23 protein-coding genes are annotated in these 23026 nt (G+C 73.7%); 8 read left to right on the top strand and 15 right to left on the bottom strand.

The annotated features are described in order from the left end of the window. Positions 1-54: 54 nt before the first annotated feature. The 7 genes from Q9250_RS08680 to Q9250_RS08650 form a co-directional block, all read right to left on the bottom strand. Positions 55-1221, bottom strand: coding sequence for an ABC transporter substrate-binding protein (locus Q9250_RS08680; RefSeq protein WP_306231466.1), 1167 nt, complete (start codon positions 1219-1221; stop codon positions 55-57). A gap of 116 nt (positions 1222-1337) precedes the next feature. Further along, positions 1338-2117 (bottom strand): ABC transporter permease, encoded by a 780-nt coding sequence (locus Q9250_RS08675; RefSeq protein WP_306231465.1) that lies wholly within the window; start codon positions 2115-2117, stop codon positions 1338-1340. Further along, positions 2114-2917, bottom strand: coding sequence for an ABC transporter ATP-binding protein (locus Q9250_RS08670; protein WP_306231463.1), 804 nt, complete (start codon positions 2915-2917; stop codon positions 2114-2116). The genes Q9250_RS08675 and Q9250_RS08670 overlap by 4 nt, the downstream gene beginning before the upstream one ends. Continuing rightward, on the bottom strand, positions 2914-3783 hold the full coding sequence (locus tag Q9250_RS08665) for an ABC transporter permease (protein WP_306231462.1): 870 nt from the start codon (positions 3781-3783) through the stop codon (positions 2914-2916). The genes Q9250_RS08670 and Q9250_RS08665 overlap by 4 nt, the downstream gene beginning before the upstream one ends. A 3-nt stretch (positions 3784-3786) precedes the next feature. Next, a complete protein-coding gene (locus tag Q9250_RS08660; RefSeq protein ID WP_306231461.1) occupies positions 3787-4803 on the bottom strand; it encodes a TIGR03842 family LLM class F420-dependent oxidoreductase in 1017 nt (338 codons plus the stop codon). A gap of 12 nt (positions 4804-4815) precedes the next feature. Continuing rightward, positions 4816-6252, bottom strand: coding sequence for a dihydropyrimidinase (gene hydA, locus Q9250_RS08655; RefSeq protein ID WP_306231460.1), 1437 nt, complete (start codon positions 6250-6252; stop codon positions 4816-4818). Between the two features lie 10 nt (positions 6253-6262). Continuing rightward, the gene (locus Q9250_RS08650; RefSeq protein WP_306231459.1) at positions 6263-7111 is read right to left on the bottom strand and encodes a nitrilase-related carbon-nitrogen hydrolase; all 849 of its coding nucleotides are present in this window, start codon (positions 7109-7111) and stop codon (positions 6263-6265) included. A 210-nt stretch (positions 7112-7321) separates the two neighbouring features. Between Q9250_RS08650 and Q9250_RS08645 the strand changes: the two genes are divergently transcribed. The 4 genes from Q9250_RS08645 (at position 7322) to cofD (ending at position 11227) form a co-directional block, all read left to right on the top strand. Beyond that, positions 7322-8305 (top strand): ABC transporter substrate-binding protein, encoded by a 984-nt coding sequence (locus Q9250_RS08645; RefSeq protein ID WP_306231458.1) that lies wholly within the window; start codon positions 7322-7324, stop codon positions 8303-8305. A gap of 158 nt (positions 8306-8463) precedes the next feature. Further along, the gene (locus Q9250_RS08640) at positions 8464-9492 is read left to right on the top strand and encodes an iron chelate uptake ABC transporter family permease subunit (RefSeq protein ID WP_306231457.1); all 1029 of its coding nucleotides are present in this window, start codon (positions 8464-8466) and stop codon (positions 9490-9492) included. Beyond that, on the top strand, positions 9489-10274 hold the full coding sequence (locus Q9250_RS08635) for an ABC transporter ATP-binding protein (RefSeq protein WP_306231456.1): 786 nt from the start codon (positions 9489-9491) through the stop codon (positions 10272-10274). The genes Q9250_RS08640 and Q9250_RS08635 overlap by 4 nt, the downstream gene beginning before the upstream one ends. Then, positions 10271-11227 carry a 2-phospho-L-lactate transferase gene (gene cofD / locus Q9250_RS08630; RefSeq protein WP_306231455.1) on the top strand — a complete coding sequence of 319 codons (957 nt, stop codon included), beginning with the start codon at positions 10271-10273 and terminating at the stop codon, positions 11225-11227. Before Q9250_RS08635 ends, cofD begins: the two co-directional genes overlap by 4 nt. 300 nt (positions 11228-11527) lie before the next feature. On the opposite strand, the gene cofC is transcribed toward cofD, so the two are convergent. The 4 genes from cofC to Q9250_RS08610 all read right to left on the bottom strand — a co-directional run bounded on the left by cofC (position 11528) and on the right by Q9250_RS08610 (position 15095). Beyond that, on the bottom strand, positions 11528-12133 hold the full coding sequence (cofC, locus tag Q9250_RS08625) for a 2-phospho-L-lactate guanylyltransferase (RefSeq protein WP_306231454.1): 606 nt from the start codon (positions 12131-12133) through the stop codon (positions 11528-11530). Between the two features lie 252 nt (positions 12134-12385). Continuing rightward, entirely contained in the window at positions 12386-13330 is a 945-nt protein-coding gene (locus Q9250_RS08620; RefSeq protein ID WP_306231453.1) for a hypothetical protein, read from the bottom strand. A gap of 2 nt (positions 13331-13332) precedes the next feature. Beyond that, complete coding sequence (locus Q9250_RS08615; protein WP_306231452.1) at positions 13333-14301, bottom strand: electron transfer flavoprotein subunit alpha/FixB family protein; 969 nt, start codon at positions 14299-14301, stop codon at positions 13333-13335. Next, on the bottom strand, positions 14298-15095 hold the full coding sequence (locus Q9250_RS08610) for an electron transfer flavoprotein subunit beta/FixA family protein (RefSeq protein WP_306231451.1): 798 nt from the start codon (positions 15093-15095) through the stop codon (positions 14298-14300). The genes Q9250_RS08615 and Q9250_RS08610 overlap by 4 nt, the downstream gene beginning before the upstream one ends. A gap of 102 nt (positions 15096-15197) precedes the next feature. Here Q9250_RS08610 and Q9250_RS08605 point away from each other — a divergent pair, with 102 nt between their 5' ends. Then, positions 15198-15716, top strand: coding sequence for a MarR family winged helix-turn-helix transcriptional regulator (locus Q9250_RS08605; RefSeq protein WP_422665102.1), 519 nt, complete (start codon positions 15198-15200; stop codon positions 15714-15716). 6 nt (positions 15717-15722) lie between these two features. Here the strand turns inward: Q9250_RS08605 and Q9250_RS08600 are convergent, their stop codons facing one another. The 3 genes from Q9250_RS08600 to Q9250_RS08590 all read right to left on the bottom strand — a co-directional run bounded on the left by Q9250_RS08600 (position 15723) and on the right by Q9250_RS08590 (position 18917). Further along, a complete protein-coding gene (locus Q9250_RS08600) occupies positions 15723-16499 on the bottom strand; it encodes an enoyl-CoA hydratase-related protein (RefSeq protein WP_306231450.1) in 777 nt (258 codons plus the stop codon). Continuing rightward, entirely contained in the window at positions 16496-17653 is a 1158-nt protein-coding gene (locus Q9250_RS08595; RefSeq protein ID WP_306231449.1) for a 3-hydroxyisobutyryl-CoA hydrolase, read from the bottom strand. The genes Q9250_RS08600 and Q9250_RS08595 overlap by 4 nt, the downstream gene beginning before the upstream one ends. 76 nt (positions 17654-17729) lie before the next feature. Then, positions 17730-18917 carry an acyl-CoA dehydrogenase family protein gene (locus tag Q9250_RS08590; RefSeq protein WP_306233964.1) on the bottom strand — a complete coding sequence of 396 codons (1188 nt, stop codon included), beginning with the start codon at positions 18915-18917 and terminating at the stop codon, positions 17730-17732. A 315-nt stretch (positions 18918-19232) separates the two neighbouring features. Between Q9250_RS08590 and Q9250_RS08585 the strand changes: the two genes are divergently transcribed. From Q9250_RS08585 to Q9250_RS08575, 3 genes are read left to right on the top strand one after another with little or no spacing between them, the layout of a single operon-like run. Beyond that, positions 19233-19991: an SDR family NAD(P)-dependent oxidoreductase gene (locus Q9250_RS08585; protein ID WP_306231448.1), complete on the top strand. Its 759-nt coding sequence runs from the start codon at positions 19233-19235 to the stop codon at positions 19989-19991. A 6-nt stretch (positions 19992-19997) separates the two neighbouring features. Further along, positions 19998-21182, top strand: a complete 1185-nt coding sequence (locus tag Q9250_RS08580; protein ID WP_306231447.1) for an acyl-CoA dehydrogenase family protein — start codon at positions 19998-20000, stop codon at positions 21180-21182. Then, complete coding sequence (locus Q9250_RS08575; protein ID WP_306231446.1) at positions 21175-22371, top strand: thiolase family protein; 1197 nt, start codon at positions 21175-21177, stop codon at positions 22369-22371. Before Q9250_RS08580 ends, Q9250_RS08575 begins: the two co-directional genes overlap by 8 nt. Before the next feature lie 115 nt (positions 22372-22486). Here the strand turns inward: Q9250_RS08575 and Q9250_RS08570 are convergent, their stop codons facing one another. Then, positions 22487-22966: a glutathione peroxidase gene (locus tag Q9250_RS08570; RefSeq protein WP_306231445.1), complete on the bottom strand. Its 480-nt coding sequence runs from the start codon at positions 22964-22966 to the stop codon at positions 22487-22489. Positions 22967-23026: the final 60 nt, after the last annotated feature.

The raw sequence follows: 23026 nt of genomic DNA, 5'->3' as shown, positions 1-23026 counted from the left end.
ACTACTGGCCTGCTGCTGGCCTCTTGCTGCCCCGACGGGGCTGCGCCGCGCCCCCTACTGGCCGCCCTCCTGCAGCTCGACCTCGATCGGCGCGAAGTCGTCGCCGGTGATGTCGACGCCGTCGGCCTCGAGCTCGGCGAGCGCCTGCTCGACGTAGGCGTTGGTCCAGGCGCCGTCGTCGGGCTCGGCGGTCAGCACGGTCGCGCCGTCCTGGTTGGTGGTGCTCATGGCGATCTCGACCGTCTGCTGCCAGGCGGCCTCGTCGATCATGCCGATGCCGTCGGGCGCCGGCCAGACGAGCGCGTTGATCTCGTTGACCATCCACTGCTGGTGCGAGGCGCCCAGCTGGCTGCCCGAGTCGACGACGATCTGCGCCGCCTCCTCTGGGTTGTCGCGCGCGTAGATCCAGCCCTCGATCGACGCCTTGATGAAGGCGACGGTCGTCTCCTGGAACGCGGCGTCCTCGAGCCGGTCGCTCGACGCCCAGATGGCGTCCTGCAGCATGGCGGTGCCCTCGTCGTTCCAGTCGAGCACCGAGAAGTCGTCGGCCGTGTAGAGGTCGCCCGTCTCGGGATCGACCGTCTCGAGCAGCTGCGCGTACTCGTTGTAGGTCATCGCCTGGGCCGCGTCGATGTCGCCGGCCAGCAGCCCCGACATGTCGAACGCCTGCTGCACGAGCGTGACGTCGGTCATCGGGTCGAGCCCCGCGGCGGTGAGCGCGGCGAAGAGCTCGAACTCGTTGCCGAAGCCCCACGAGCCGACGTTCTTGCCGGCGAGGTCGTCGACCGAGTCGATGCCGGCGTCGGCGAACGACACCTGCAGGGTGCCCGAGCGCTGGAAGATCTGCGCCACGTCGGTGATCAGCGCGCCCTGCTCGCGGCTCGCGAGCGCCTTCGGCACCCACGCGATCGCGAAGTCGGCCGCGCCGTCGGCGAGCACGGTCTGCGGCACGATGTCGGCGCCGCCCTCGACGATCGTGACGTCGAGCCCCGCGGCCTCGTAGAAGCCCTGGTCGACGGCGGCGTAGTAGCCGGCGAACTGGCCCTGCGCGAACCACTGCAGCTGCAGCGTCACGGGGGTGAGCTCGCCGTCGCCGCCCGCCTCCGACTCGGCCGGCGCGGTGCCCGACGAGCAGGCGACCAGCAGGGCGGATGCGATGGCCGCGACCGCGGCGAGGGCGGCCCGGCGACGTGGCCGGGACGGTGATGCGGGACGGTGCATGGGGTGCTCCTCGGAACTGGTGGTGGTGATGTGGTGATGGAGGAAGGACTGGTGGTGGTGATGGAGGGACTGCTGGCGGTGACGGTGAGGACTGGTGGTGACGTGGCGGGATGCGCTCAGCTGACGGGCATGTGCGCCCAGCGGCTGGCGAGGCGCTCGGCGATGAGCGTGACGCCGTAGAAGACGAGGCCGAGCACGATGGCCGCGACGACGTACGCCCAGGCGCGCGGGTAGCCGGACTGCGCGGCGGCGCTGGCGATGCGGCTGCCGAGGCCGTTCTGCAGCCCGCCGAAGTACTCGGCGACGATGGCCGAGATGACGGCGACCGACGAGGCGATGGTGACGCCGGCGAAGACGAAGGGCACGGCGCCGGGCAGCGTGACCATGCGCGTCGCCTGCCAGCCGGTCGCGCCGTATGCGCGCATGAGGTCGCGGTGCACGGGCCGCACCTGCCGCAGGCCGCGGAGCGTCGTGATGAAGACGGGCACGAAGGCGGCGATCGCGACGACGATGATGCGCGGCATCTCGCTGGTCGCGCCGTACATGGTCTGCAGCACCGGCGCGAGCGCCACGATCGGCACCACCGCGATCGCGGCGACGAGCGGCGCGATCACCTGGTCGAGCCAGCGCAGCCGCGACGCGAGCGCGGCGACCACGACCGCCGCGACCGCGCCCAGCAGGAGCCCGACGAGCGCGTTCCTGCCGGTCGCGAGCGCCGCCTGCACGATGCCACCGAGCGCCGCCTGCAGCTGCGCCAGGATCGCGCTGGGCGCCGGCAGCAGGTAGGGCTGGATGTCGAGCGCCTGCACCGCCACCTCCCACAGCGCGAGCGCCGCGGCGCCGAGCGCGACCGGGGCGGCGATCCGCACCCAGCCCCGCTCGGTCCAGTGCGTCATCGCGCCTCCGCTCCCTGCGGCGCCGCGCCCTCGCGGCCGTGGAGCGCCTCCCGGACCGCCGTGACCGAGCGGAAGAACGCATCCGTCTCGCGCACCGCCTGATCGGCGCCCGGCGCGACCGGTGCCCGCTCGACCGTCACCACGTCGGTGATGCGACCGGGCCGCGGGCTCATCACGACGACGCGGTCGGCGAGGAAGACGGCCTCGGGGATGGAGTGGGTCACGAACACGACGGCGGCGCCCGTCTCGGCGCAGATGCGCAGGAGCTCGCCCTGCAGCCGCTCGCGCGTCATCTCGTCGAGCGCGCCGAACGGCTCGTCCATCAGGAGCAGCCGCGGGTGCTCGGCGAGCGCGCGGGCGATGGCGACGCGCTGCTGCATGCCGCCGGAGAGCTGATCGGGGTGCCGGTCGGCGAACTCGGTGAGGCCCACGAGCTCGATCAGCTCGTCGGCCCGCGCGCGCCGGGCCGGGACGCTCGCGCCGTGCAGCTGCAGCGGCAGCTCGACGTTGGCCCGCACCGTGCGCCACGGCAGCAGCCCGGACTGCTGGAAGGCGATGCCGTAGGCGCGCTCGAGCCGGGCCTTGCGGGCCGGCATGCCGAAGACCCGCACCTCGCCGCTGCTCGGCTCGTCGAGGTCGGCGATCAGTCGCATGAGCGTCGACTTGCCGCAGCCCGAGGGGCCGATCAGGGCGACGAACTCGCCCTCGTCGACGGTGAGGCTGACGGTATCGAGGGCGCGCACCTCGCCCGCCTGCACCGAGAAGGCCTTCGTGACGGCCTCGACCTCGACCGCGCTCATCGCGCCTCCGCCCGCCGGTAGTCCCGGAGCGCGAGCCCCGCGAGCGCGACGATGCCCGCCGCGACGAGCCCCATGACGACCGCGCCCACGATGGGCGCCCACGCCTTCGCCGGATCGGAGGAGCCGGACTGCGCGTACTCGACGATCAGGCGGCCGATGCCGCCGCGGGCGCCGGTCGAGACCTCGGCGACCACCGTGCCGACGATCGCGGTCGCGGCGCCCAGCCGCAGCGACGAGAGCAGCTGCGGCACGGCCGCGGGCAGGCGCAGGTGGCGCAGCGTGCCCCACCAGCCGACGCCCTGCGCGCGGAACAGGTCGAGGTGCTCCTGCTCGGGGGCGCGCAGCCCGCGCAGCGTGCCGACCGCGACCGGGAAGAAGGCGAGGTAGGAGGCGATCACCGCCACGCTCATCCAGCGCTCCCACTGCAGCGCGCCGAGCTCGAGCCGGCCGCCCCAGGCGACCACGAGCGGCGCGAGCGCGATGAGCGGCACCGTCTGGCTGAGGATCAGCCACGGCAGGATCGCCCGGTCGGCGAGCCGGAACCGTTGCATGAGCAGCGCCAGCAGCACCCCGATGATCGCCCCGAGCACGAGGCCGAGGGCGGCGGTGCCGAGCGTCTGCGCGGCGGCTCGGGCGACCGCGACGACCACGAGCTCGCCGGCCGCGCCGGTCGCGGGCTGGAAGGCGCGGGCGACCGACTCCCAGACGTGCGGCATCGCGAGGTCGGTGGTGCGCGGCAGCAGCACGGTGTCGCCGACGATCACGCCCTGCGCGGGGCCGAGCGCCTTGTAGAGCTCCCACACGGCCGCCAGCAGCACGGCGCCCAGGGCACCGAAGAGCAGCGGCTGCGCGCTCCGGGCCCGCATGGGTCAGGACCTCGCGGCGGCGCTGGTGCGCAGCGCCGGGATGATGCGCTCGCCGTACTGGCGGAGCGTCTCCTCCTTGGAGTCGTGCATGACGTAGGCGGCGAACTGATCGACGCCGAGCTCCTGCAGCCGCGTGAGCTTCTCGATGTGAGCGTCGGCGTCGCCGAGCACGCAGAACCGGTCGACGATCGCGTCGGGCACGAAGTCGACGTGGTCGTTGTCGGCCTTGCCGTGGGTGCTGTAGTCGTAGCCCTCGCGCTGCGCGATGTAGTCGGCCAGGTCGTCGGGGATGGCGCCGTGGCTGCCGTACTTCTTCACGATGTCGGCGACGTGGTTGCCCACCATGCCGCCGAACCAGCGCGACTGCTCACGCTGGTGCGCCAGGTCGTCGCCGACGTAGGCGGGGCCGGCGACGCAGATCTTGACCGCCATCGGGTCGCGCCCCGCGTCGGAGGCCGCGGTGCGGACGCGCTCGATCATCCACTTCGTGATCTCGGGGTCCGCCAGCTGCAGGATGAAGCCGTCGCCGACCTCGCCGGCGAGCTGCAGCGCCAGCGGGCCGTAGGCGGCGATCCACACCGGCAGCTCGGAGCCCTGCGACCACGGCAGCCGCAGCGTCAGGTCGCCGTGCTGCACCGCGCGGCTGGAGCCGAGCTCGCGGATCACGTGCACCGCCTCGCGCAGCTGCTTGAGCGTCGTCGGCTCGCCGCCGCCCACGCGCACCGCCGAGTCGCCGCGGCCGATGCCGCAGACGGTGCGGTTGCCGTACATGTCGTTGAGCGTGGCGAAGGTGGATGCGGTGACGCTCCAGTCGCGGGTGGCCGGATTGGTGACGAACGGCCCGACCGTGACCCGCCGGGTGGCGCCGAGCACGGCGGAGAGGATGACGTAGGGCTCCTGCCAGAGGATGTGGCTGTCGAAGGTCCACACGTGGCTGAAGCCGTGCACCTCGGCGAGCTGCGCGAGCTGCACGACGCGGCTCGCGGGCGGGTTGGTCTGGAAGACGGCTCCGAACTCCATCGCGGATCCCTCTCAGACCAGGTACTGGCTGAGGCCGCGCTTGACGAACGCGCCGTCACCGGGCCGGCCGAGGTACTGCCGGTCGTCGACGACGACGCGGCCGCGGCTGAGCACGGTGTCGACGTGCCCGTCGATCTCGAAGCCCTCCCACGCGGAGTGGTCCATGTTCATGTGGTGCGTCTTGCCGACGCCGATCGACGTGTGCCCGGCGGGGTCGTAGACGACGATGTCGGCGTCGGCGCCCGGCTGGATCACGCCCTTGCGGCCGTAGAGGCCGAACATGCGCGCCGGGGTGGTGGAGGTGATCTCGACCCAGCGCTCGAGCGAGATGTGGCCGTCGACGACGCCTTGGTAGAGCAGGTCGAGCCGGTGCTCGACCCCGCCGATGCCGTTCGGGATCTTCGAGAAGTCGCCGAGCCCGAGCTCCTTCTGGCCCTTCATGCAGAACGGGCAGTGGTCGGTCGAGACCATCTGCAGGTCGTTGGTGCGCAGCGCGCTCCACAGCTCGTCCTGGTGGTGCTCGTGCTTCGAGCGCAGCGGCGTCGAGCAGACCCACTTGGCGCCCTCGAAGTCGCCCCACTCGTCGCTCCTCGCCGCCAGGTGATCCTCGAGCGAGAGGTAGAGGTACTGCGGGCACGTCTCGCCGAACACGTTCTGGCCGGCGTCGCGCGCGGCCGCGAGCTGCGCCACCGCCTGCTTGGCGCTCACGTGCACGACGTAGAGCGGGGCGCCCGTGAGGTTGGCGAGCATGATCGCGCGGTGGGTCGCCTCCTCCTCCATCTGCCAGGCGCGGGCGACGCCGTGGAACTCCGGCGACGTCCTGCCCTGCGCGAGCAGCTGCTGCACGAGCACGTCGATGGCCGGGCCGTTCTCGGCGTGCATCATCGTCATCAGGCCCTCGTCAGCCGCGACCTGCATGGCCTTCAGGATCTGCGCATCGTCGGAGTAGAAGACGCCCGGGTAGGCCATGAAGAGCTTGTAGCTCGAGATGCCCTCGTCGGCGAGCCCCTTGAGCGCCTGCAGCGACGCCTCGTTGACGTCGCCGACGATCTGGTGGAAGCCGTAGTCGATGGCGCAGCTGCCCGCAGCCTTCTCGTGCCAGGCGGCGAGGCCGTCCTCGACGCGCTGCCCGTAGGTCTGCACGGCGAAGTCGATGATCGTCGTCGTGCCGCCCCAGGCGGCCGCGCGCGTGCCGGTCTCGAAGGTGTCGCTCGCGGCGGTGCCGCCGAAGGGCAGCTCCATGTGCGTGTGCGCGTCGATGCCGCCGGGGATGACGTACTTGCCGGTCGCGTCGATCACGGCGTCGACCGAGCGCTCGATCTCGACCCCGAGCAGCTCGCTGCCGGGCGCGAGCACCGCGCGGATCGTCTCGCCGTCGACGAGCACGTCGGCCTTCGAGCGGCCGGTCGCGGTGACGACGGTGCCGCCGCGGATGAGGGTGGTGGCCATCAGTGCCCCCTTACGGCTTCGCGATCCGGGTGTACGAGTCGGGCCGGCGATCCCGGTAGAACTGCCAGTCGTCGCGCATCTGCTTCACCATCTCCAGGTCGAGGTCGCGCACCAGCAGCTCCTCGTGATCGGCGGAGCCGCGCTCCCCCACGAAGTTGCCGCGCGGGTCGATCACCTGGCTGGTGCCGTAGAAGTCGACGGCGAGCTCGCCGTACTCGTTGTCCTCGCGGCCCACCCGGTTGGGCTGCAGCACGTAGTAGCCGTTCGCGACCGCCGCGGCGGGACCCTCGACCTCCCACAGCCGGTTCGAGAGCCCGGGCTTCGTCGCGTTGGGGTTGAACACCATGTGCGCGCCGTTCAGCCCCAGCTCGCGCCAGCCCTCGGGGAAGTGCCGGTCGTAGCAGATGTAGACGCCCACCTTGCCGACGGCGGTCTCGAAGACCGGGTAGCCGAGGTTGCCGGGGCGGAAGTAGAACTTCTCCCAGAAGCGGTCGAGGTGCGGCAGGTGGTGCTTGCGGTAGGTGCCGAGCGTCGTGCCGTCGGCATCGACGACGACGGCCGAGTTGTAGTAGACGCCGGTCTGCTCCTCCTCGTAGATCGGCAGGATCGTGACCATGCCGAGCTCCTTCGCGAGGCTCGCGAAGCGCTGCACGATCGGGCCGTCGGCCGGCTCGGCGTAGTCGTAGTACTTCTTGTCCTGCGTGATGCCGAAGTAGGGGCCGTAGAAGAGCTCCTGGAAGCACATCACCTGCGCGCCCTGCGCGGCTGCCTCGCGCTGGAACTGCTCGTGGCGGTCGAGCATCGACTCCTTGTCGCCCGTCCAGGTGGTCTGGGAGATCGCTGCCCGCACTGTGGTCATCTTGCCCTCGGCTTCCTCGCTCTGACCGGCACATGCCGGAGCGCCAGTCAACCCCAGACCTGCCGCGAGCGATAGGGGGTCGGGCGCAACGTTCACGCAGGCGAAACACAGGTCGGCGCGGCGGGGCCGTAGAATCGTGATCGCGCCGGGCATCACCTCCGCGCGCGACCGCGAAGACCGTTCGCGTCAGCCTGCCCAGAAGGATCACCGATGCCCGCACCTGCCCGTCTTGCCGCCACCACCGTCGCGCTCAGCGCGCTCCTGCTGACCGGCTGCGCGACGCCGCTGTCGGCCACGAGCACCATTCCCACGGTGTCGGTGGACGCATCCGCCCCCGCCGGTGCGCAGACGACGGTCGACGACTGCGGCGTCGCGGTCACGCCGCGGGCGGCGCCGGCCGAGCGGATCGTGGCGGTGAAGTCGACCGCGGCTGAGCTCGTCGTGGCGCTGGGGCTCGGCGACGCGCTGGTGTCGACCGCGTTCCTCGACGGGCCGCTCGCGGGCGCCGACGCGCCGACCATCGAGGGCATGCCGTCGCGCGAGGCGGTGCTGGGGCTCGAGCCCGACGCGATCGTCGCGGGCTGGGAGTCGGCGTTCGCGCCCGAGGCGATCGGCGACCGCGCGACGCTGGCCGAGCTGGGCGTGACCACCTGGGTCTCGCCCGCCGCCTGCTGGTCGACCGACGTGCCGCCGCTGACGTGGGATGCGCTGCTCGGCGAGTTCCGCGATGCCGCGACGGTGCTCGGGGCACCTGACGCGGGCGTCGCGCTGCTGGCCGAGCAGCGCGCCGCGGTCGATGCCGTCGAGCCGGTCTCGGGCGAGCTGCGTGCGCTCTGGTACTCCTCCGGCGAGGACGCCCCCTACGTCGGCGCCGGCTCGGGCGCCCCGCAGCTGGTGCTCGAGACCGCCGGGCTCACGAACGTCGCCGCCGACATCGACGAGACCTGGACGACGCTCTCGTGGGAGGCGGTCGCCGCGAGCGACGCCGACGTGATCGTGCTCGTCGACGCCCCCTGGCACACGGCCGCCTCGAAGATCGAGCGGCTGCGGGGCAACGCCGCCACCGCGCAGCTGTCGGCGGTGCAGGAGGAGCGCTTCGTGGTCGTGCCGTTCCCGATGGCGGAGGCCGGTGTCCGGTCGGTCGACGCCGTGCAGACGGTGGCGGATGCGGTCCGCGCGATGGGTCTCGGATGACGCGCACCGATCGCCCCACCGCGCGCGGCGGCGCGGCACCCGCGGACGGCGCCGCTGCGCCGACGCGCGCCGCTGCGGAGCCCACGCGCCCGGTTCCTGAGCCCACGCGCAGCACAGATGCAGGGCCAGTGGCCGCAAAGGCCTCGCCGAAGCGGCCGTTGGCCCTGCATCTGCCGCAGCGCGGGCGACGCGGGCGCCGCTGGGCGCTGCCCGCGCTCGCCGCGCTGCTCGTGGCGCTCGCGCTCGCCGCGACCACCCTCGGCGCGGCCGGCATCGCGCCCGGCGACGCGCTCGCGGCCCTCGCCGCGCGGCTCGGCATCGGCAGCACACCGCTCGGCGCCGTGAGCGACGCGATCGTCGTCGACCTGCGGCTGCCGCGCGTGCTCGCCGCCTGCGCGGTCGGCGCCGGGCTCGCGATCGTCGGCGCCGTCATGCAGGCGCTCGTGCGCAACCCGCTCGCCGACCCCTACCTGCTGGGCGTCTCCTCGGGCGCCTCGGTCGGCGCCGTGCTCGTGCTCATCGCCGGGGTCGGCGTGCTGCTGCCTGTCGCGGCGTTCGCCGGTGCGCTGCTCGCGCTGCTCGCGACGCTCGGTCTCGCCGCCGCCTCGGGTGGGGCGACGCCCACCCGCACCGTGCTCGCGGGCGTGGTGACCGCATCCGCCGCCTCTGCCGTGGTGTCGCTGGTGATCTTCTGGCGGGCCGACGGCGACGCGTTCCGCGAGATCCTCGCGTGGCTGCTCGGCTCGCTCGCCGCCACCTCGTGGTCGAGCGCGCTGATCGCACTCGTCGGCGTCGCGCTGGCCGTGCCGCTGCTCGCGACCGGCCGCCTGCTCGACGCGCTCGCGCTCGGCGACGCGGCGGCCGGCGCGCTCGGCGTCGACGCCCGCCGCACCCGCTGGGCGCTGCTGGTCGCGTGCGCGCTCGTCACCGGCGTGCTGGTGTCGGTCTCGGGTGCGATCGGCTTCATCGGGCTCGTCGTGCCCCACGCGGTGCGGCTGGTGGTCGGCGGCGCGCACGCGCTGCTGCTGCCCGCCTCTGGCCTCGCCGGCGCGATCGTGCTGCTCGTCAGCGACACTGTCGCGCGTGCGGCGTTCGATCCGCGCGAGCTGCCCGTCGGCATCGTGACCGCGCTGATCGGGGCCCCCGTGTTCGCGCTCTTCATGCTCACGGGGCGGGTGCGCACGTGAGCGGCGCAGGACTCGTCGTCGACGGCCTCTCGGTGACCGTGCGCGGCCGCGCGCTCGTCGCCGACGCCTCCTGGCAGGCGCTGCCCGGCGAGATCACCGCGCTCGTGGGCCCCAACGGCGCCGGAAAGTCGACCATGCTGCGCGCCATCGCCGGCGTCGTGCCCGAGCGCGCAGAGCGCGCCGGCAACGTGCTGCTCGACGGCGAGCGGCTCGACGCCATGGCGCCGCGCGCCCGCGCCCGCCGGGTGGCGCTCGTCGAGCAGCTCGCCGACGCGCCCGAGCAGCTCACCGCCCGCGAGGCCGTGCGCCTCGGCCGCACCCCGCACCACCGCATGCTCGGCTTCTCGCTCGGCGACGAGCGCCTCGTCGACTCGGCGCTGCTCGACGCCGGCGCGGTCGACCTCGCCGACCGTCGGCTCGGCGAGCTGTCGGGCGGCGAGCTGCAGCGCGTGCACGTCGCCCGCGCGCTCGCCCAGCAAGCGCGGCTGCTGCTGCTCGACGAGCCCACCAACCACCTCGACATCGCCGCGCAGCTCGAGCTGCTCGCGCTCGTGCGCCGGCTGGCCGCCGACCGTCCGGTCGTGATGACCGTGCACGACCTCGCCCTCGCGGCCACGCACGCCGACCGGGTCGTGCTCGTCGACCGGGGGCGGGTGCTGGCGGCGGGGAGCCCCGCGGCAGTGCTGACGGCCGACCGCATCCGCTCGGTCTACGGCGTCGACGCATCGATCGACGACCACCCCGACGGGGTGGCCATCCGCTATCGGAGGGTGCAGGCATGAGGATCACCGTGCTGGCCGGCGGCGTCGGCGGCGCCCGTTTCGCGCTCGGGCTGCGCGATGCTGCGCCCGACGCTGCGATCACCGTCGTCGCGAACGTCGGCGACGACATGTGGCTCGCGGGCGTGAAGGTCTGCCCCGACCTCGACTCGCTCATGTACGCGCTCGCGGGCGTCGTCGACGGCGACCGCGGCTGGGGGCGCGCCGGCGAGAGCGAGCGGGTCGCGGGCGAGCTGACCGCCTACGGTGTCGGCTGGCCCTGGTTCACGCTCGGCGACCTCGACCTCGGCACGCACCTGGCCCGCACGGCGCTGCTGCGCGAGGGGCGCACCCTCACCGAGGCGACCGCGCAGCTCGCCGCGCGCTGGCCGCTCGGCGTCACCCTGCTGCCCGTCACCGACGACGAGGTGCCGACGCACGTGGTGACCGACGAGGGCGTCATCCACTTCGAGGAGTGGTGGGTGCGCACCCGGGCGCAGCTGCCCGCGCAGCGGTTCGTGCAGCACGGCGCAGAGCGCGCCCGCATCTCGCACGCGGCGCGCGCGGCGATCGCCGACGCCGACGTCGTGCTCATCGCCCCCTCGAACCCGGTCGTGTCGATCGGCACGATCCTCGGCCTCCCCGGGGTGCGCGACGCGCTCGAGACGGCGGCGGCCCCGGTCGTGGGCGTCGCCCCGATCATCGGCGGGCGGGCGCTGCGCGGCATGGCGGCGACGTGCCTGGCGGTCATCGGTGTCGAGGCGGATGCGGCTGCGGTCGCCGCGCACTACGGCGCACGCTCGCAGGGCGGCATCCTCGACGGCTGGCTGCTCGCCGAGGAGGACGAGGCGGGGCTGGCCGGGCTCCGCTCGCTCGGCATCCGCGCAGAGGCACGGCCGCTGCTGCTCACCCCCGGCGAGCCGGCGGCGCAGGTCGCGCGCGAGGCGCTCGCGCTGGCGGCGGCGATCGCCGGCTGAGGGACGCTCGCCCGCGCGGGGCACACCCCGCCGCCCGCGCCCGCCGCCCGTCGCCCGCCGCCACTCCGCCCGCCGCCCGCCGCCCGCCGCGCCGAAGTGTGTCCGATATGGGGCCGAAAGTGCCACGTTGAGGCCCATATCGGACACACCTCCGATCCCGCTGCGCACAAACGCTGCCGGTCGGCCGAGGTCGGCGACGTGTGTCCGATATGGGGCCGAAAGTGCCACGTCGACAGCCATATCGGACACACGTCGCGCGGGCGGGCACTCGCGCGGGCGCGACGCCGCTTCTGCCGCGCGCTAGGCCGAGAGCGACGCGCTCGCGAGCACCGCGCGCGTGTGCGGGCCGACGCCGGCGTCGATCGCCCGGTGCAGGTCGGCGAGCTCGTCGACGTCGAGGCGCAGCCCCGTGCCCTGCGGCACGGGCAGCGCCACGTGACCGGCCTCGCGGTGCAGCTCGGCGGAGCCTGGGCCGAAGTGCGGGCGCAGCGCATCCGCCCTCGTCGCCGCGAGCATCGTGGTGCCGGTCATGAGCGAGTCGGGCACGAAGGAGCGCCGCTCGCCGACGGCCAGCGCGAGCGTCGCGTCGAGGTTGTGCGGCGTCAGCGCGGGCAGGTCGCCCAGCACGACCGCCGCGGGCGCCGCCGGGTCGAGCGTCGCGATGCCCGCCATGATCGCGGCGTGCAGCCCGCCTCCGGGGTCGGCGACCGTCTGCACGCCCTCGAGGCAGTCGGTGACGTCGGGGTCGCCGGTCACGACCACCACGAGATCGACGGATGCGGCCGCTCGCGCCGCCGAGATCGCGTCACGCGCGAAGGCCACGGCGAGCGCAGCCCGTGCATCGCCCGCGTCGAGGCGCGACTTGCCGATGGAGCCCTTGACGGGAATCACGATCGACCACTGCACGGAGCCAAGCCTACGGCGAGCCGGATGCCGCGCCGGACCCCCTGCATCGTCGCGCCTCGCACGACACTCGCCTCGCACTGTCTGCACAACGCAAGCCCGCGTGGCGCGTTCGGCGGCGCTGACGTCCGTGCGGCGCGATCCACCGCCGGATGCGGACGCCAGGCTTGCGTTGTGCTCCCGGTCGGTGCCGCGAGGCGGCGGCTACTGCTGCGGCAGCGGCAGCGGCAGCGACCGCGGCTACCGCGGCGGCAGCTACTGCTGCGGCGGCTCTTGCGTCGGCGGGGTGACGCGCAACAGGCTCGGAGGGAGCAGCGTCGTCAGCACGCGCCGCCACAGCGGCTGCGACGCGACCAGCGCCTGGCGCACCATGCGGGCGTCGTCGTCGACGGCAGCCCTGTCGCGGGGGCCGGCGTCGAAGACCGCCCGCTCGGCGGCGAGCCGCACCCGGTCGGTCGCGGCGGCTGCCGCAGCGGCGGTGGCCGCGGCGGCGGTGGCCGGGACCGGCGCGGCGGCCGCGGGCGTCGACGCAGCAGCAGTCACCGCCGCCGCAGGCGCAGCGGACGCCGGCGGCCACGGCTCGCCACCGGCAATGCGGGGCAGACCGCGGCGCACGACGGCGCGCCCGGGCTCGGGCACCGAATGGCCCGTGCCGGCGGGGACGATGGGCCGTTCCGCACCTGCGGCCAGAGCCGCGACGTCCTGCGGGTCGACGGCGACGGCGGCAGGGGCGAGCGCGGGTGTCGGCGTGCTGGTCGGCTGCTGCTCCGGCGCGGGCGCTGCGGCGGCAGGCGTCGTCGCAGCGCCACCTGCCGAGGCTGGTGCTGCTGCGAGCGGCGCGAGCACTGCGGGCGGCCACGGCTCGCCGCCCGGCGTGCGCGGCAGTCCCCGGCGCAGCGAGTGCCCGGTTGCCGGTACCGAATTGCCGGTGTCGGCAGCCGCGACCCGCAGATCGGTACCGGAAACGGTCGGCTCGGCAGCGCGCTGCTCGGCGACCGTCTCCGCGACGGACGGCTCGGCGGACGACGGCGCAGCGACTGGCGCGGGCTCGGCGAGCGCCGGCTCCGCGACCACCGGCCCCGCGACCGAGGGCTCGGCGACCACCGGCTCCGCGACCGCGAGCGCGGGCGCACCCGATCCCGCGGGCGGCCAGGGCTCTCCCCCGGGCTCCCGCGGCAGTCCGCGTCGCACGCCCGTCACCGCTACGCCTGCTTCCGCGCCTCGAGCGCGGCGATCAGCTGCGGCACGATCGTGAACAGGTCGCCCACGACGCCGAGGTCGGCGATCTCCATGATCGGCGCCGACGCATCCTTGTCGATCGCGACGATCGTCTTGGCCGTCTGCATGCCGGCGCGGTGCTGGATCGCGCCCGAGATGCCGACCGCGACGTAGAGGTCGGGCGACACCGAGGTGCCCGTCTGGCCGACCTGCGCGTCGTGCGGCACGTAGCCGGCGTCGACGGCCGCGCGAGAGGCCCCGACGGCTGCACCGAGCGCATCCGCCAGCTGCTCGACGAGCGCGAACCGCTCCTGCGAGCCGAGCCCGCGGCCGCCGGAGACGACGCGCTTCGCCGAGCGCAGGTCGGGGCGCGTCGACTGCTGCGCGGCGGCCTCGAAGCCCTCGACCGTCGCAGCCGGGCGGCCCGATGCGGCCACCTCGAGCGGCCGCACGTCGGGCGTCGCCGCCTCGGCGCGGTGGTCGATCGCGCCGAGGCGCACGGTGACGATGAGCGGCCCATAGGTGGCTGCCGCATCGACCAGGTAGGCGCCGCCGTAGACCGAGTGCTGCGCGAGCACGCCCTCGTCGTCGCGCGAGACGCCCACGGCGTCGGCGGCGAGCGGGGCGCGCAGGCGGATCGCGAGGCGGCCCGCGAGCTCGCGGCCCTCGACCGTCGCGGGCACCAGCACGGCGTCGGGGGCGACCGCGGCGACGGCCGACTGTGCGGCGTCGGCGGCCGGGACGCCGAGCACCGCGGCATCCGTGACGGCGGTGTGCACGACGGTCGCCCCGAGCGAGGCGGCCTGCCCGGCGAGCTCGGGCAGCGCATCCGCCGGCCCCGTCACCAGGGCGACAGGCGTGCCGATCTGCGCGGCGGCGCCCAGCACATCGGCGGCGCCGGCGATCAGGCCGCCGCCGGGGGCGGCGGGCAGCAGCACGAGGATGGGGTTCATGCGAGCCTCCGCTCGGCCAGGAACGCGGCGATCTGCTCGCCCGCGTCGCCGCTGTCGGTGATGATCGTGCCGGCCGCGCGCGGCGGCCGCTCGGCCACGGTCGTCATGATCGCCCGGGGCGCCGCGGTCTCGTCGAGCTCGACGCCCAGGTCGTCGAGCTCGACGCCCAGGTCGTCGAGCGTGCGCACCTCGACCGGCTTCTTCTTCGCGCTCATGATGCCGCGCAGCGCCGGGAAGCGCGGGTCGGGCAGCGACTCGGTGACCGAGACGACCGCCGGCAGCGGCGCCTGGGCGACCATCTCGCCGCCGTCGGTCGCGCGGGTGCCGCGCACCGCATCCGCCGTGATCTCGAGCGTCTGGAGCCGCGTGATCGCGGGCAGCTCGAGCAGCTCGGCGAGCATCGCCGCCATCACGCCGCCGGTGCCGTCGGTGGATGCGTCCCCCGCGATCACGAGGTCGAAGCCGGTCTCGCGCAGGGCCGCGGCGAGCACCTCGGCGGTGCGCACGAGGTCGGCGCCCGCGAGCCGCGGGTCGGCGACGTGCACGGCGGACGCCGCACCCATCGCGAGCGCCTTGCGGAGCGCCGCCTGCGACCCCTCGGGCGACATCGACAGCACGACCACCTCGGCGTCGCCCGCCGCCTCGGCGTGCCGCAGCGCCGCCTCGAGCGCGCGCTCGCCGATCTCGTCGAGCACGGTCTCGCTCGCGTCGCGGTCGGCCAGGCCGGTCTCGAGGCTCAGCTTGCGCTCTCCATAGGTGTCGGGCACGGGCTTCATGAGCACCACGATCTTCATCGCTGCGCTCCTCTCATGGTGTGCGGGGCGGATACGGTGATGCTGGAGCCGGGGGTGCCGGTCGAGCGGAGCGTTGAGGAGGGTCTGGTGGCCGAGCGACCGATGCCGATCGATCCGATCGCCGAGGCGCGCCGCCAGTGGCTCGAGCACGGCTGGAGCGACGCGGTCGCCGGCATGACGCTCGTGACCTCCGTGAACCGCGCGCAGCAGCTGCTGGTCGCGCCGGTCGAGGCGACCCTGCGGCCCTTCTCGCTGTCGTTCGCGCGCTTCGAGGTGCTGCGGCTGCTGGCGTTCACGCGCGACGGGCGGCTGCCGATGCGCTCGGCCGTGAAGCGGCTGCAGGTGCACCCGACGAGCGTGACGAGCACGGTCGACCGGCTCGTGCGCGACGGGCTGGTGGTGCGCGAGCAGCACCCGACCGACGGTCGGGCGACGGTGCTGTCGATCACGGATGCGGGGCGCGAGCTGGTCGAGCGGGCCACGGCGGCGCTCAACGCCGACGCGTTCACCGGGGTGGCGGTCGACGACGACGACGCGGCAGAGCTGGTGCGGATCATCGCGCGGATGCGGAAGCGCGCGGGCGACTTCGAGGATCCGCGACCGGTGCCTGAACCGCTGTGACGCCGCTCAGCGGTGCTGGAAATTCGGCTCACGCTTCTCACGGAACGCCGCCATCCCTTCCTTCTGGTCGGCCGTGTCGAACAGGCCGGTGAAGCACTCGGCCTCGATGGCGAGCCCCTCGTCGAGCGGCGTCTCGAGCGCCGCATCCATCGCCGCCTTCGCCGCGCGCAGCGCCGGCAGCGACTTCGCGGCGATGCTCGCCGCGAGCGCCTGCGCCTCGTCGAGCAGCCGGTCGGCCGGCACGACCCGCGAGACGATGCCGAGCGCGTCGGCCTCGGCGGCGTCGATGCGGCGGCCGGTGAGCACGAGCTCCGCCGCCTTCGGGTAGCCGATCAGGCGCACGATGCGCTGCGTGCCGCCGATGCCGGGGATCACGCCCAGCCCGATCTCGGGGAAGCCGAACTTCGCGGTGTCGCCGGCGAGGATCACGTCGCACATGAGCGCCAGCTCGAAGCCGCCGCCGAGCGCGAAGCCCGAGACTGCCGCGATGACGGGCTTCTCGACGCGGGCGAACTCGAGCCACGGGCCGAAGTGGTCGGCCTCGCGCATCTCGGCGGTCGACTTGTCGGCCATCTCCTTGATATCGGCGCCGGCCGCGAAGGCCTTCGCCGAGCCGGTCACCACGATCGCGCCGATCGCGTCGTCGCCGTCTAGCTGCTTCGCCGCGCCGACGAGCTCGTGCATGAGCTGCGCGTTGAGGGCGTTCAGCGCGTCGGGCCGGTCGAGAGTGATCCAGGCGACGCGGCCCCGGCGCTCGACGCGGATGGTCTCGTACTCGGTCATGCGGTCTCCTTCGACGACGTCGGCTGCGGCAGCGGGCCGCCCTCGGGCAGCCGCAGGTCGCCCTCGGGCAGCCGCAGGTCTCCCTCAGGCGCCGGGGCGAAGCACGCCTCCACCATGGCAGGCGTCACCTGCGAGAGCGAGGCCGGCTGCCAGCGGGGCGCGCGATCCTTGTCGATCAGCTGCGCACGGATGCCCTCCGCGAAGTCAGGCAGCAGCGACACGTTGCGCGAGACGCGGTACTCCGTCGCGAGCGCCTGCTCGAGAGAGCCGAGGCCGCGGGCGCGGCGCAGCGCTTCGAGCGTCACGGCGACGGCGAGCGGCGAGCGCTTGGCGATGGTGGCGGCTACGCCCGCGCCTTCGGGGCCGGATGCCTCCAGTCGCGCCACGATCGCGGCCGCGTCGTCGCCGACGAACGCCGCATCGATGAGCGCCTGCTCGCCGGCCAGGCGTCCATCGGTCGAGACGGCCGCCTGCGGGGCGACCGCGACCGCGGCGATCGCCGCGTCGGCGTCCTCGGTCTCGAGCCGCTCGACGAGCTCGGCGATGCGCGACTGGGCGACCACGACATCCGACAGCCCGAGCAGCACCGCGTCGGCCGGGCCGAAGTGCTCGCCGGAGAGCGCGGCCCGCGTGCCGAGCTCGGCGCCCGGCGCACCCGCCGGCACGCGCGTCAGCAGCCAGGTGGCGCCCACGTCGGGCACGAAGCCGATCGTCACCTCGGGGAAGCCGATGCGGGTCGAGTCGGTGGCGATCCGGTGCGACGCGTGCCCCGAGATGCCCACGCCGCCGCCCAGCACGATGCCGTGCTGCAGGGCGATCACCGGCTTCGGGTAGCGGGCGATCATCGCGTTCAGCGCGTACTCGTCGCGCCAGAAGGCGCCGCCGCCGACGCCGCCCGTCTCGGCCACGTCGCGCGCGAGGGTCACCACGTCGCCGCCCGCGCAGAGGGCCCGCTCGCCCGCGCCCGTGATGAGCACCCGCTCGACCGCGTCGTCGGAGCGCCACGACCGGAGCGCATCCGCCATCGCCCGCACCATGTCGTGGGTGAGCGCGTTGAGCGCCTCCTGGCGGTCGAGCGTGATGACGCCGAGCGCGCCGCGGCGCTCGGTGCGGATGTGCTCGGTGCGGACGTGCTCCGTGCGCGTGTCGGTCATCGGTGTCGGCTCCCAGCGGGTCGGCGGTCGGTCGGTGCGGTCAGTGGTCGGTGCGGTCAGCGGTCGGTCGGTGCGGTCAGCGGTCGCCGAGCAGCGAGCGCCCGACGATCATGCGCATCATCTCGTTCGTGCCCTCGAGGATGCGGTGCACACGCAGGTCGCGCACGACCCGCTCGATGCCGTACTCGTGCAGGTAGCCGTAGCCGCCGTGTAGCTGCAGTGCCTCGTCGGCGACGCGGAAGCCCACGTCGGTCGCGAACCGCTTCGCCATCGCGCACGCGGCGGGCGCGTCGGCGGCCCTCGCGTCGAGCTTGGCTGCGGCCGACTCGACCAGCGCGCGGGCGGCTTGCAGCTCGGTCTCCATGTCGGCGAGCGCGAACATCACGTGCTGCCGGCTGGCGAGCGGGGCGCCGAAGGTGGCGCGCTCCTTGACGTAGGCGATGGTGCGCTCGAGCGCGAACTGGGCGCCGCCGATCGAGCAGGCGGCGATGCCGAGGCGGCCGCCGTTGAGGCCGCGCATCGCCATGCCGAAGCCCTCGCCCTCCTCGCCCAGCCGGTCGCCGGCGGGCACGCGCACCCCGTCGAGCACGACCTGCCGGGTGGGTTGCGCGTTCCAGCCCATCTTGCGCTCCTCGGCGCCGAACGAGAGGCCGGCGGCGTCGCCGGGCACGATGAAGGCGCTGATGCCGCCCGCGCCCGGCTCGCCCGTGCGCGCCATGACGACGTACACGGCCGAGCTGCCGGCGCCCGAGATGAACTGCTTCGTGCCGGTGAGCACGTAGTCGTCGCCGTCGCGCACGGCGCTGGTCGCGAGCGCCGCGGCGTCGCTGCCCGCGCCCGGCTCGGTGAGGCAGTAGCTCGCGAGGTCCTCCATCGTGCACAGCCGCGGCAGCCAGCGGTGGCGCTGCTCGTCGGTGCCGAAGGCGTCGATCATCCAGGCGACCATGTTGTGGATCGAGAGGTAGGCGGCCACGGCGACGTCGCCGCGCGCCAGCTCGGCGTAGATGGCGGATGCGTCGACACGGCTGAGACCGGACCCCCCGACGTCCTCGCGCACCACGATGGCGCCGAGGCCGAGCGAGCCGGCCTCGCGCAGCGTCTCGACCGGGAACTCCTTGTCGGCGTCGCGCTGGTTGGCGAACGGGGCGAGGCGCGCGTCGGCGAAGTCGCGCACGGCCTCGACGAGCGCGGCGCGCTCCTCGGCCGAGGTCGCGCTCGGCGCGGTGGGCCCTGCGGGCGCGCTGGCTGCCGCGGGCGCGGTCATCGCTGTCGGCGAGGGTGCTGTCTCGACCATGCTCATCGTCACGACCTCTCTGTCGCTCTGCGAACCTGAGGACGCCCTCGCTCGTGACGAAGCGCATCCATCGGAAGTTCTGTGTCCTGCCAATTGCGTGGACGTCCACATATCTACCATGATGAGCAACGGCACGCCAGCCCGACCGCGATCTCAACGTGCTCTGTGCGTGTTCGACGCACTGGGTGCGGCGAAGCAGCACAGAGCACGTTGAGTTCCGCCAGCACGGGGCCGGCGGCGCGCGGCGTCGGATACGGTCGGGGCGTCGATGACGACGGAGGGCAGATGGACATCAGCGGACAGGTGGCGCTGGTCACCGGCGGCGCATCGGGGCTGGGGCTCGCCACCACGCGGGCGCTGATCGCGCAGGGTGCGACTGTGGTGGTCGCCGACCTGGGCGGCACCGCCGCGGCCGACGCGATCGCGAGCCTCGAGGGCGCGACCTTCGCCGCCACCGACGTGCGCGACGAGGCCGCGGTCGGCCGGGCGCTCGACGCCGCGGCCGAGCTGGGCGACCTGCGCGTGGTGGTCAACTGCGCCGGGGTCGGCGACGCCGCCAAGGTGCTCGGCCGCCAGGGGCCGTTCCCGCTCGACCAGTTCCAGCGGGTGATCGACATCAACCTGGTGGGCACGTTCAACGTGATCCGCCTCGCCGCCGAGCGGATTGCCGCGATCCCGCCGATCGGCGAGGAGCGGGGCGTGATCGTGAGCACCGCATCCGTCGCCGCCTTCGACGGCCAGATCGGCCAGGCCGCCTACACCGCGTCGAAGGCCGCCATCGCCGGCATGACGCTGCCGATCGCGCGCGAGCTCGCCGCGCTGCAGATCCGCGTCAACACCATCGCGCCGGGGCTGTTCGACACCCCGCTGCTCGCGGCGCTGCCCGAGGCGGCCCGCATCTCGCTCGGCCAGCAGGTGCCGCACCCCGCGCGCCTCGGCCGACCCGACGAGTTCGCGCTGCTGGTCAGCCAGATCATCGCGAACCCGATGCTCAACGGCGAGACGATCCGTCTCGACGGCTCCATCCGCATGGCACCGAGGTAGGTCACGATGCAGTCCAGCTTCTACGACGACGAGCACGACGCGTTCCGCGAGAGCGTGCGCGAGTTCGCAACCCGCCACGTCGCCCCGCACTACGCCGAGTGGGAGGCCGCGGGCCTCATCGACCCCGAGCTCTACCCACGCATGGGCGAGTCGGGCCTCATCGGCATCGCCATCCCGGAGCGCTTCGACGGCATGGAGGTCGACGACTACCGGTTCCGGATGGTGATCAGCGAGGAGTTCGCGCGCGTCGGCGCCGCGAGCCTCAACGCCACCCTCGGCGTGCACGACGACATCGTGATCCCCTACCTGCTCGACCTCGCCACCCCCGAGCAGCAGCAGCGCTGGCTGCCGGCGATGGCCGCCGGCACCTCGATCGGCGCCGTCGGCATGACCGAGCCCGAGGCGGGCAGCGACCTGCAGGGCATCCGCACCAATGCGGTCCGGGTGAGCGACGGAGACGGCGACGGGTGGCTGCTGAACGGCTCGAAGACCTTCATCACCAACGGCTTCCACGCCGACAAGGTGCTCGTCTTCGCCCGCACCGATCCCGAGGCCGGCTCGCGCGGCTTCTCGCTCTTCCTGGTCGAGAACGGCATGGCCGGCTTCGAGCGGGGCCGCAAGCTCGACAAGCTCGGCCTGCACGCGCAGGACACCGCCGAGCTGTTCTTCGAGGACGTGCGGGTGCCCGACGAGAACGTCGTCGGCGAGGTCGGCATGGGGCTCATGTACCTGATGCAGCGCCTGCCGCGCGAGCGGCTCTCGATCGCGGTCGGCGCGCTGGTGTCGGCCGAGGCGGCCTACGACTGGGGCCGCGACTACGTCTTCCAGCGCAAGGCGTTCGGCGGGCTGATCGGCGACCTGCCGACGGTGCGCTTCACGCTCGCCGAGCTCGAGACCGAGCTCGACATCACCCGCGCCTACATCGAGCGCTGCACGCTGGCGCTCAACGAGGGGCACCTGACGACGGCGGATGCGTCGAAGGCGAAGTGGTGGACGACCGAGCTCGAGCAACGGGTCATCACCCGCTCGCTCCAGCTGCACGGCGGCTACGGCTTCATGGAGGAGTACCCGATCGCGCGCGCCTTCCGCGACTCGCGCGTGCAGACGATCTACGGCGGCACGACCGAGATCATGAAGGAGATCATCGGGCGCGAGATCGCCAAGGGCGCGAAGGGGGCGCCGCGTGGCTGAAGCCGTGATCGTCGACGTCGTGCGCACGGCGTCTGGCAGGGGCAAGCCGGGCGGCGCGCTCTCGTCGGTGCACCCGGTCGACCTGCTCGCGACCGTGCTCGAGCAGCTGGTCGCGCGCACCGGCATCGACCCGGCGGTCGTCGACGACGTGATCGGCGGATGCGTGCAGCAGGTGGGCGAGCAGGCCGGCAACATCACCCGCAACGCGCTGCTCGCCGCCGGCTTCCCGCACCACGTGCCCGGCACCACCATCGACCGGCAATGCGGCTCGAGCCAGCAGGCTGCGACCTTCGCGGCGCAGGCCGTCATGGCCGGCTCGCAGGACGTCGTGATCGCCTGCGGCGTCGAGATGATGAGCCGCATCCCGCTCGGCACCGCCGCGATCGAGCGCGACATCATGGGTCCGAAGCTGCACGAGCGCTACCCCGACGGGCTCGTGCACCAGGGCATCTCGGCCGAGCTGATCGCCGCCAGGTGGGATCTCAGTCGCGCCGAGCTCGACGACTACGCCGCCCGCTCGCACGAGCTCGCCGCCGCCGCAGGTGCCGCGGGGCTCTTCGCCGACGAGATCGTGCCGATCGCCGTGGGCGGCGGCGGCTCGGCCGGAGCGCACGGGCACCGCGTCGATGAGACGGTGCGGGCATCGACCACGCGCGAGGGTCTTGCCTCGCTGCCCGCGTCGTTCACGCATCCGCGCTACGCCGAGCGGTTCCCCGAGATCGGCTGGCAGATCACGCCCGGCAACGCGTCGCCGCTCACCGACGGCGCCTCGGCGGCGCTCATCATGTCGAGGGAGAAGGCGGATGCGCTGGGCCTGCGCCCGCGCGCACGGTTCGTCGCGTTCTCGGTCGTCGGGGACGACCCGATCATGATGCTCACCGGGCCGATCCCCGCGACGGCGAAGGTGCTGTCGAGGGCCGGGCTCGGCATCGGCGACATCGACGTGTTCGAGGTGAACGAGGCGTTCGCGTCGGTGCCGCTCGCCTGGCTGCGCGAGACCGGCGCGCCGCTCGACCGGCTGAACCCCCGCGGCGGCGCGATCGCGCTCGGGCACGCGCTCGGCTCGTCGGGCACGCGACTGCTGGCGACGCTCGTGAACGAGCTCGAGGCGGGCGACGGGCGCTATGGCCTGCAGACGATGTGCGAGGGCGCGGGGATGGCGAACGCGACGGTCATCGAGCGGCTCTGACCGCGGCCGCCCAGTCTCGCCCGAACAAGTACAGGGCCAATGGCCGCTATCCGTGGAGGATGACGACCACTGGCCCTGTACCTGCAACGCGGTTCGGCCCGAGAGGGCGTCCGCGTCAGCCGGCGAGGGCCTTCTGGATGTCGTCGCGCAGCTCGTCGGGCACCGTCGTGGGGGCGAAGCGCTCGAGCACCTGGCCGTCGCGGCCGATGAGGAACTTCGTGAAGTTCCACTTGATGGCGCCGCCGAGCGTGCCCTTCTTCTCGTCCTTCAGCCACTGGAAGACCGGGTGCGTCTCGGCGCCGTTGACCGCGGTCTTCGCCATCATCGGGAAGCTCACGCCGTAGTTGCGCTGGCAGACCTCGGCGATCTCCTCGGCGGTGTCGTGCTCCTGCTTGAACGAGTCGGAGGGGAAGCCGAGCACGACGAGGCCGTCGTCCTGGAACTCCTTGTACAGCTGCTCGAGGCCCTCGAACTGCGGCGTCAGCCCGCACTGGCTGGCCGTGTTCACCACCAGCACGACCTTGCCCTCGTACGCGCCGAGGTCCACCGCTTCGCCGGAGAGTGCCTGTGCCTGGAAGTCGCTGAGCGTCGTCATGCGACCAGCCTGCCAGGTCTTGCTATCCCTGTGCCGTGAGGCGACGCATCCGCCCGCGTG

This window comes from Agrococcus beijingensis, assembly GCF_030758955.1.
Lineage (GTDB): Bacteria > Actinomycetota > Actinomycetes > Actinomycetales > Microbacteriaceae > Agrococcus > Agrococcus beijingensis.
This window is presented reverse-complemented; position numbering and strand designations above follow the sequence as displayed.

What these genes read in the sequence shown, in the direction of transcription:
- Q9250_RS08680 (WP_306231466.1), bottom strand. Translation starts at nt 1,221, where the DNA reads ATGCACCGTCCCGCATCACCGTCCCGGCCACGTCGCCGGGCCGCCCTC.
- Q9250_RS08675 (WP_306231465.1), bottom strand. Translation starts at nt 2,117, where the DNA reads ATGACGCACTGGACCGAGCGGGGCTGGGTGCGGATCGCCGCCCCGGTC.
- Q9250_RS08670 (WP_306231463.1), bottom strand. Translation starts at nt 2,917, where the DNA reads ATGAGCGCGGTCGAGGTCGAGGCCGTCACGAAGGCCTTCTCGGTGCAG.
- Q9250_RS08665 (WP_306231462.1), bottom strand. Translation starts at nt 3,783, where the DNA reads ATGCGGGCCCGGAGCGCGCAGCCGCTGCTCTTCGGTGCCCTGGGCGCC.
- Q9250_RS08660 (WP_306231461.1), bottom strand. Translation starts at nt 4,803, where the DNA reads ATGGAGTTCGGAGCCGTCTTCCAGACCAACCCGCCCGCGAGCCGCGTC.
- hydA (WP_306231460.1), bottom strand. Translation starts at nt 6,252, where the DNA reads ATGGCCACCACCCTCATCCGCGGCGGCACCGTCGTCACCGCGACCGGC.
- Q9250_RS08650 (WP_306231459.1), bottom strand. Translation starts at nt 7,111, where the DNA reads ATGACCACAGTGCGGGCAGCGATCTCCCAGACCACCTGGACGGGCGAC.
- Q9250_RS08645 (WP_306231458.1), top strand. Translation starts at nt 7,322, where the DNA reads ATGCCCGCACCTGCCCGTCTTGCCGCCACCACCGTCGCGCTCAGCGCG.
- cofD (WP_306231455.1), top strand. Translation starts at nt 10,271, where the DNA reads ATGAGGATCACCGTGCTGGCCGGCGGCGTCGGCGGCGCCCGTTTCGCG.
- Q9250_RS08615 (WP_306231452.1), bottom strand. Translation starts at nt 14,301, where the DNA reads ATGAACCCCATCCTCGTGCTGCTGCCCGCCGCCCCCGGCGGCGGCCTG.
- Q9250_RS08610 (WP_306231451.1), bottom strand. Translation starts at nt 15,095, where the DNA reads ATGAAGATCGTGGTGCTCATGAAGCCCGTGCCCGACACCTATGGAGAG.
- Q9250_RS08605 (WP_422665102.1), top strand. Translation starts at nt 15,198, where the DNA reads ATGCCGATCGATCCGATCGCCGAGGCGCGCCGCCAGTGGCTCGAGCAC.
- Q9250_RS08600 (WP_306231450.1), bottom strand. Translation starts at nt 16,499, where the DNA reads ATGACCGAGTACGAGACCATCCGCGTCGAGCGCCGGGGCCGCGTCGCC.
- Q9250_RS08595 (WP_306231449.1), bottom strand. Translation starts at nt 17,653, where the DNA reads ATGACCGACACGCGCACGGAGCACGTCCGCACCGAGCACATCCGCACC.
- Q9250_RS08590 (WP_306233964.1), bottom strand. Translation starts at nt 18,917, where the DNA reads ATGACCGCGCCCGCGGCAGCCAGCGCGCCCGCAGGGCCCACCGCGCCG.
- Q9250_RS08585 (WP_306231448.1), top strand. Translation starts at nt 19,233, where the DNA reads ATGGACATCAGCGGACAGGTGGCGCTGGTCACCGGCGGCGCATCGGGG.
- Q9250_RS08580 (WP_306231447.1), top strand. Translation starts at nt 19,998, where the DNA reads ATGCAGTCCAGCTTCTACGACGACGAGCACGACGCGTTCCGCGAGAGC.
- Q9250_RS08570 (WP_306231445.1), bottom strand. Translation starts at nt 22,966, where the DNA reads ATGACGACGCTCAGCGACTTCCAGGCACAGGCACTCTCCGGCGAAGCG.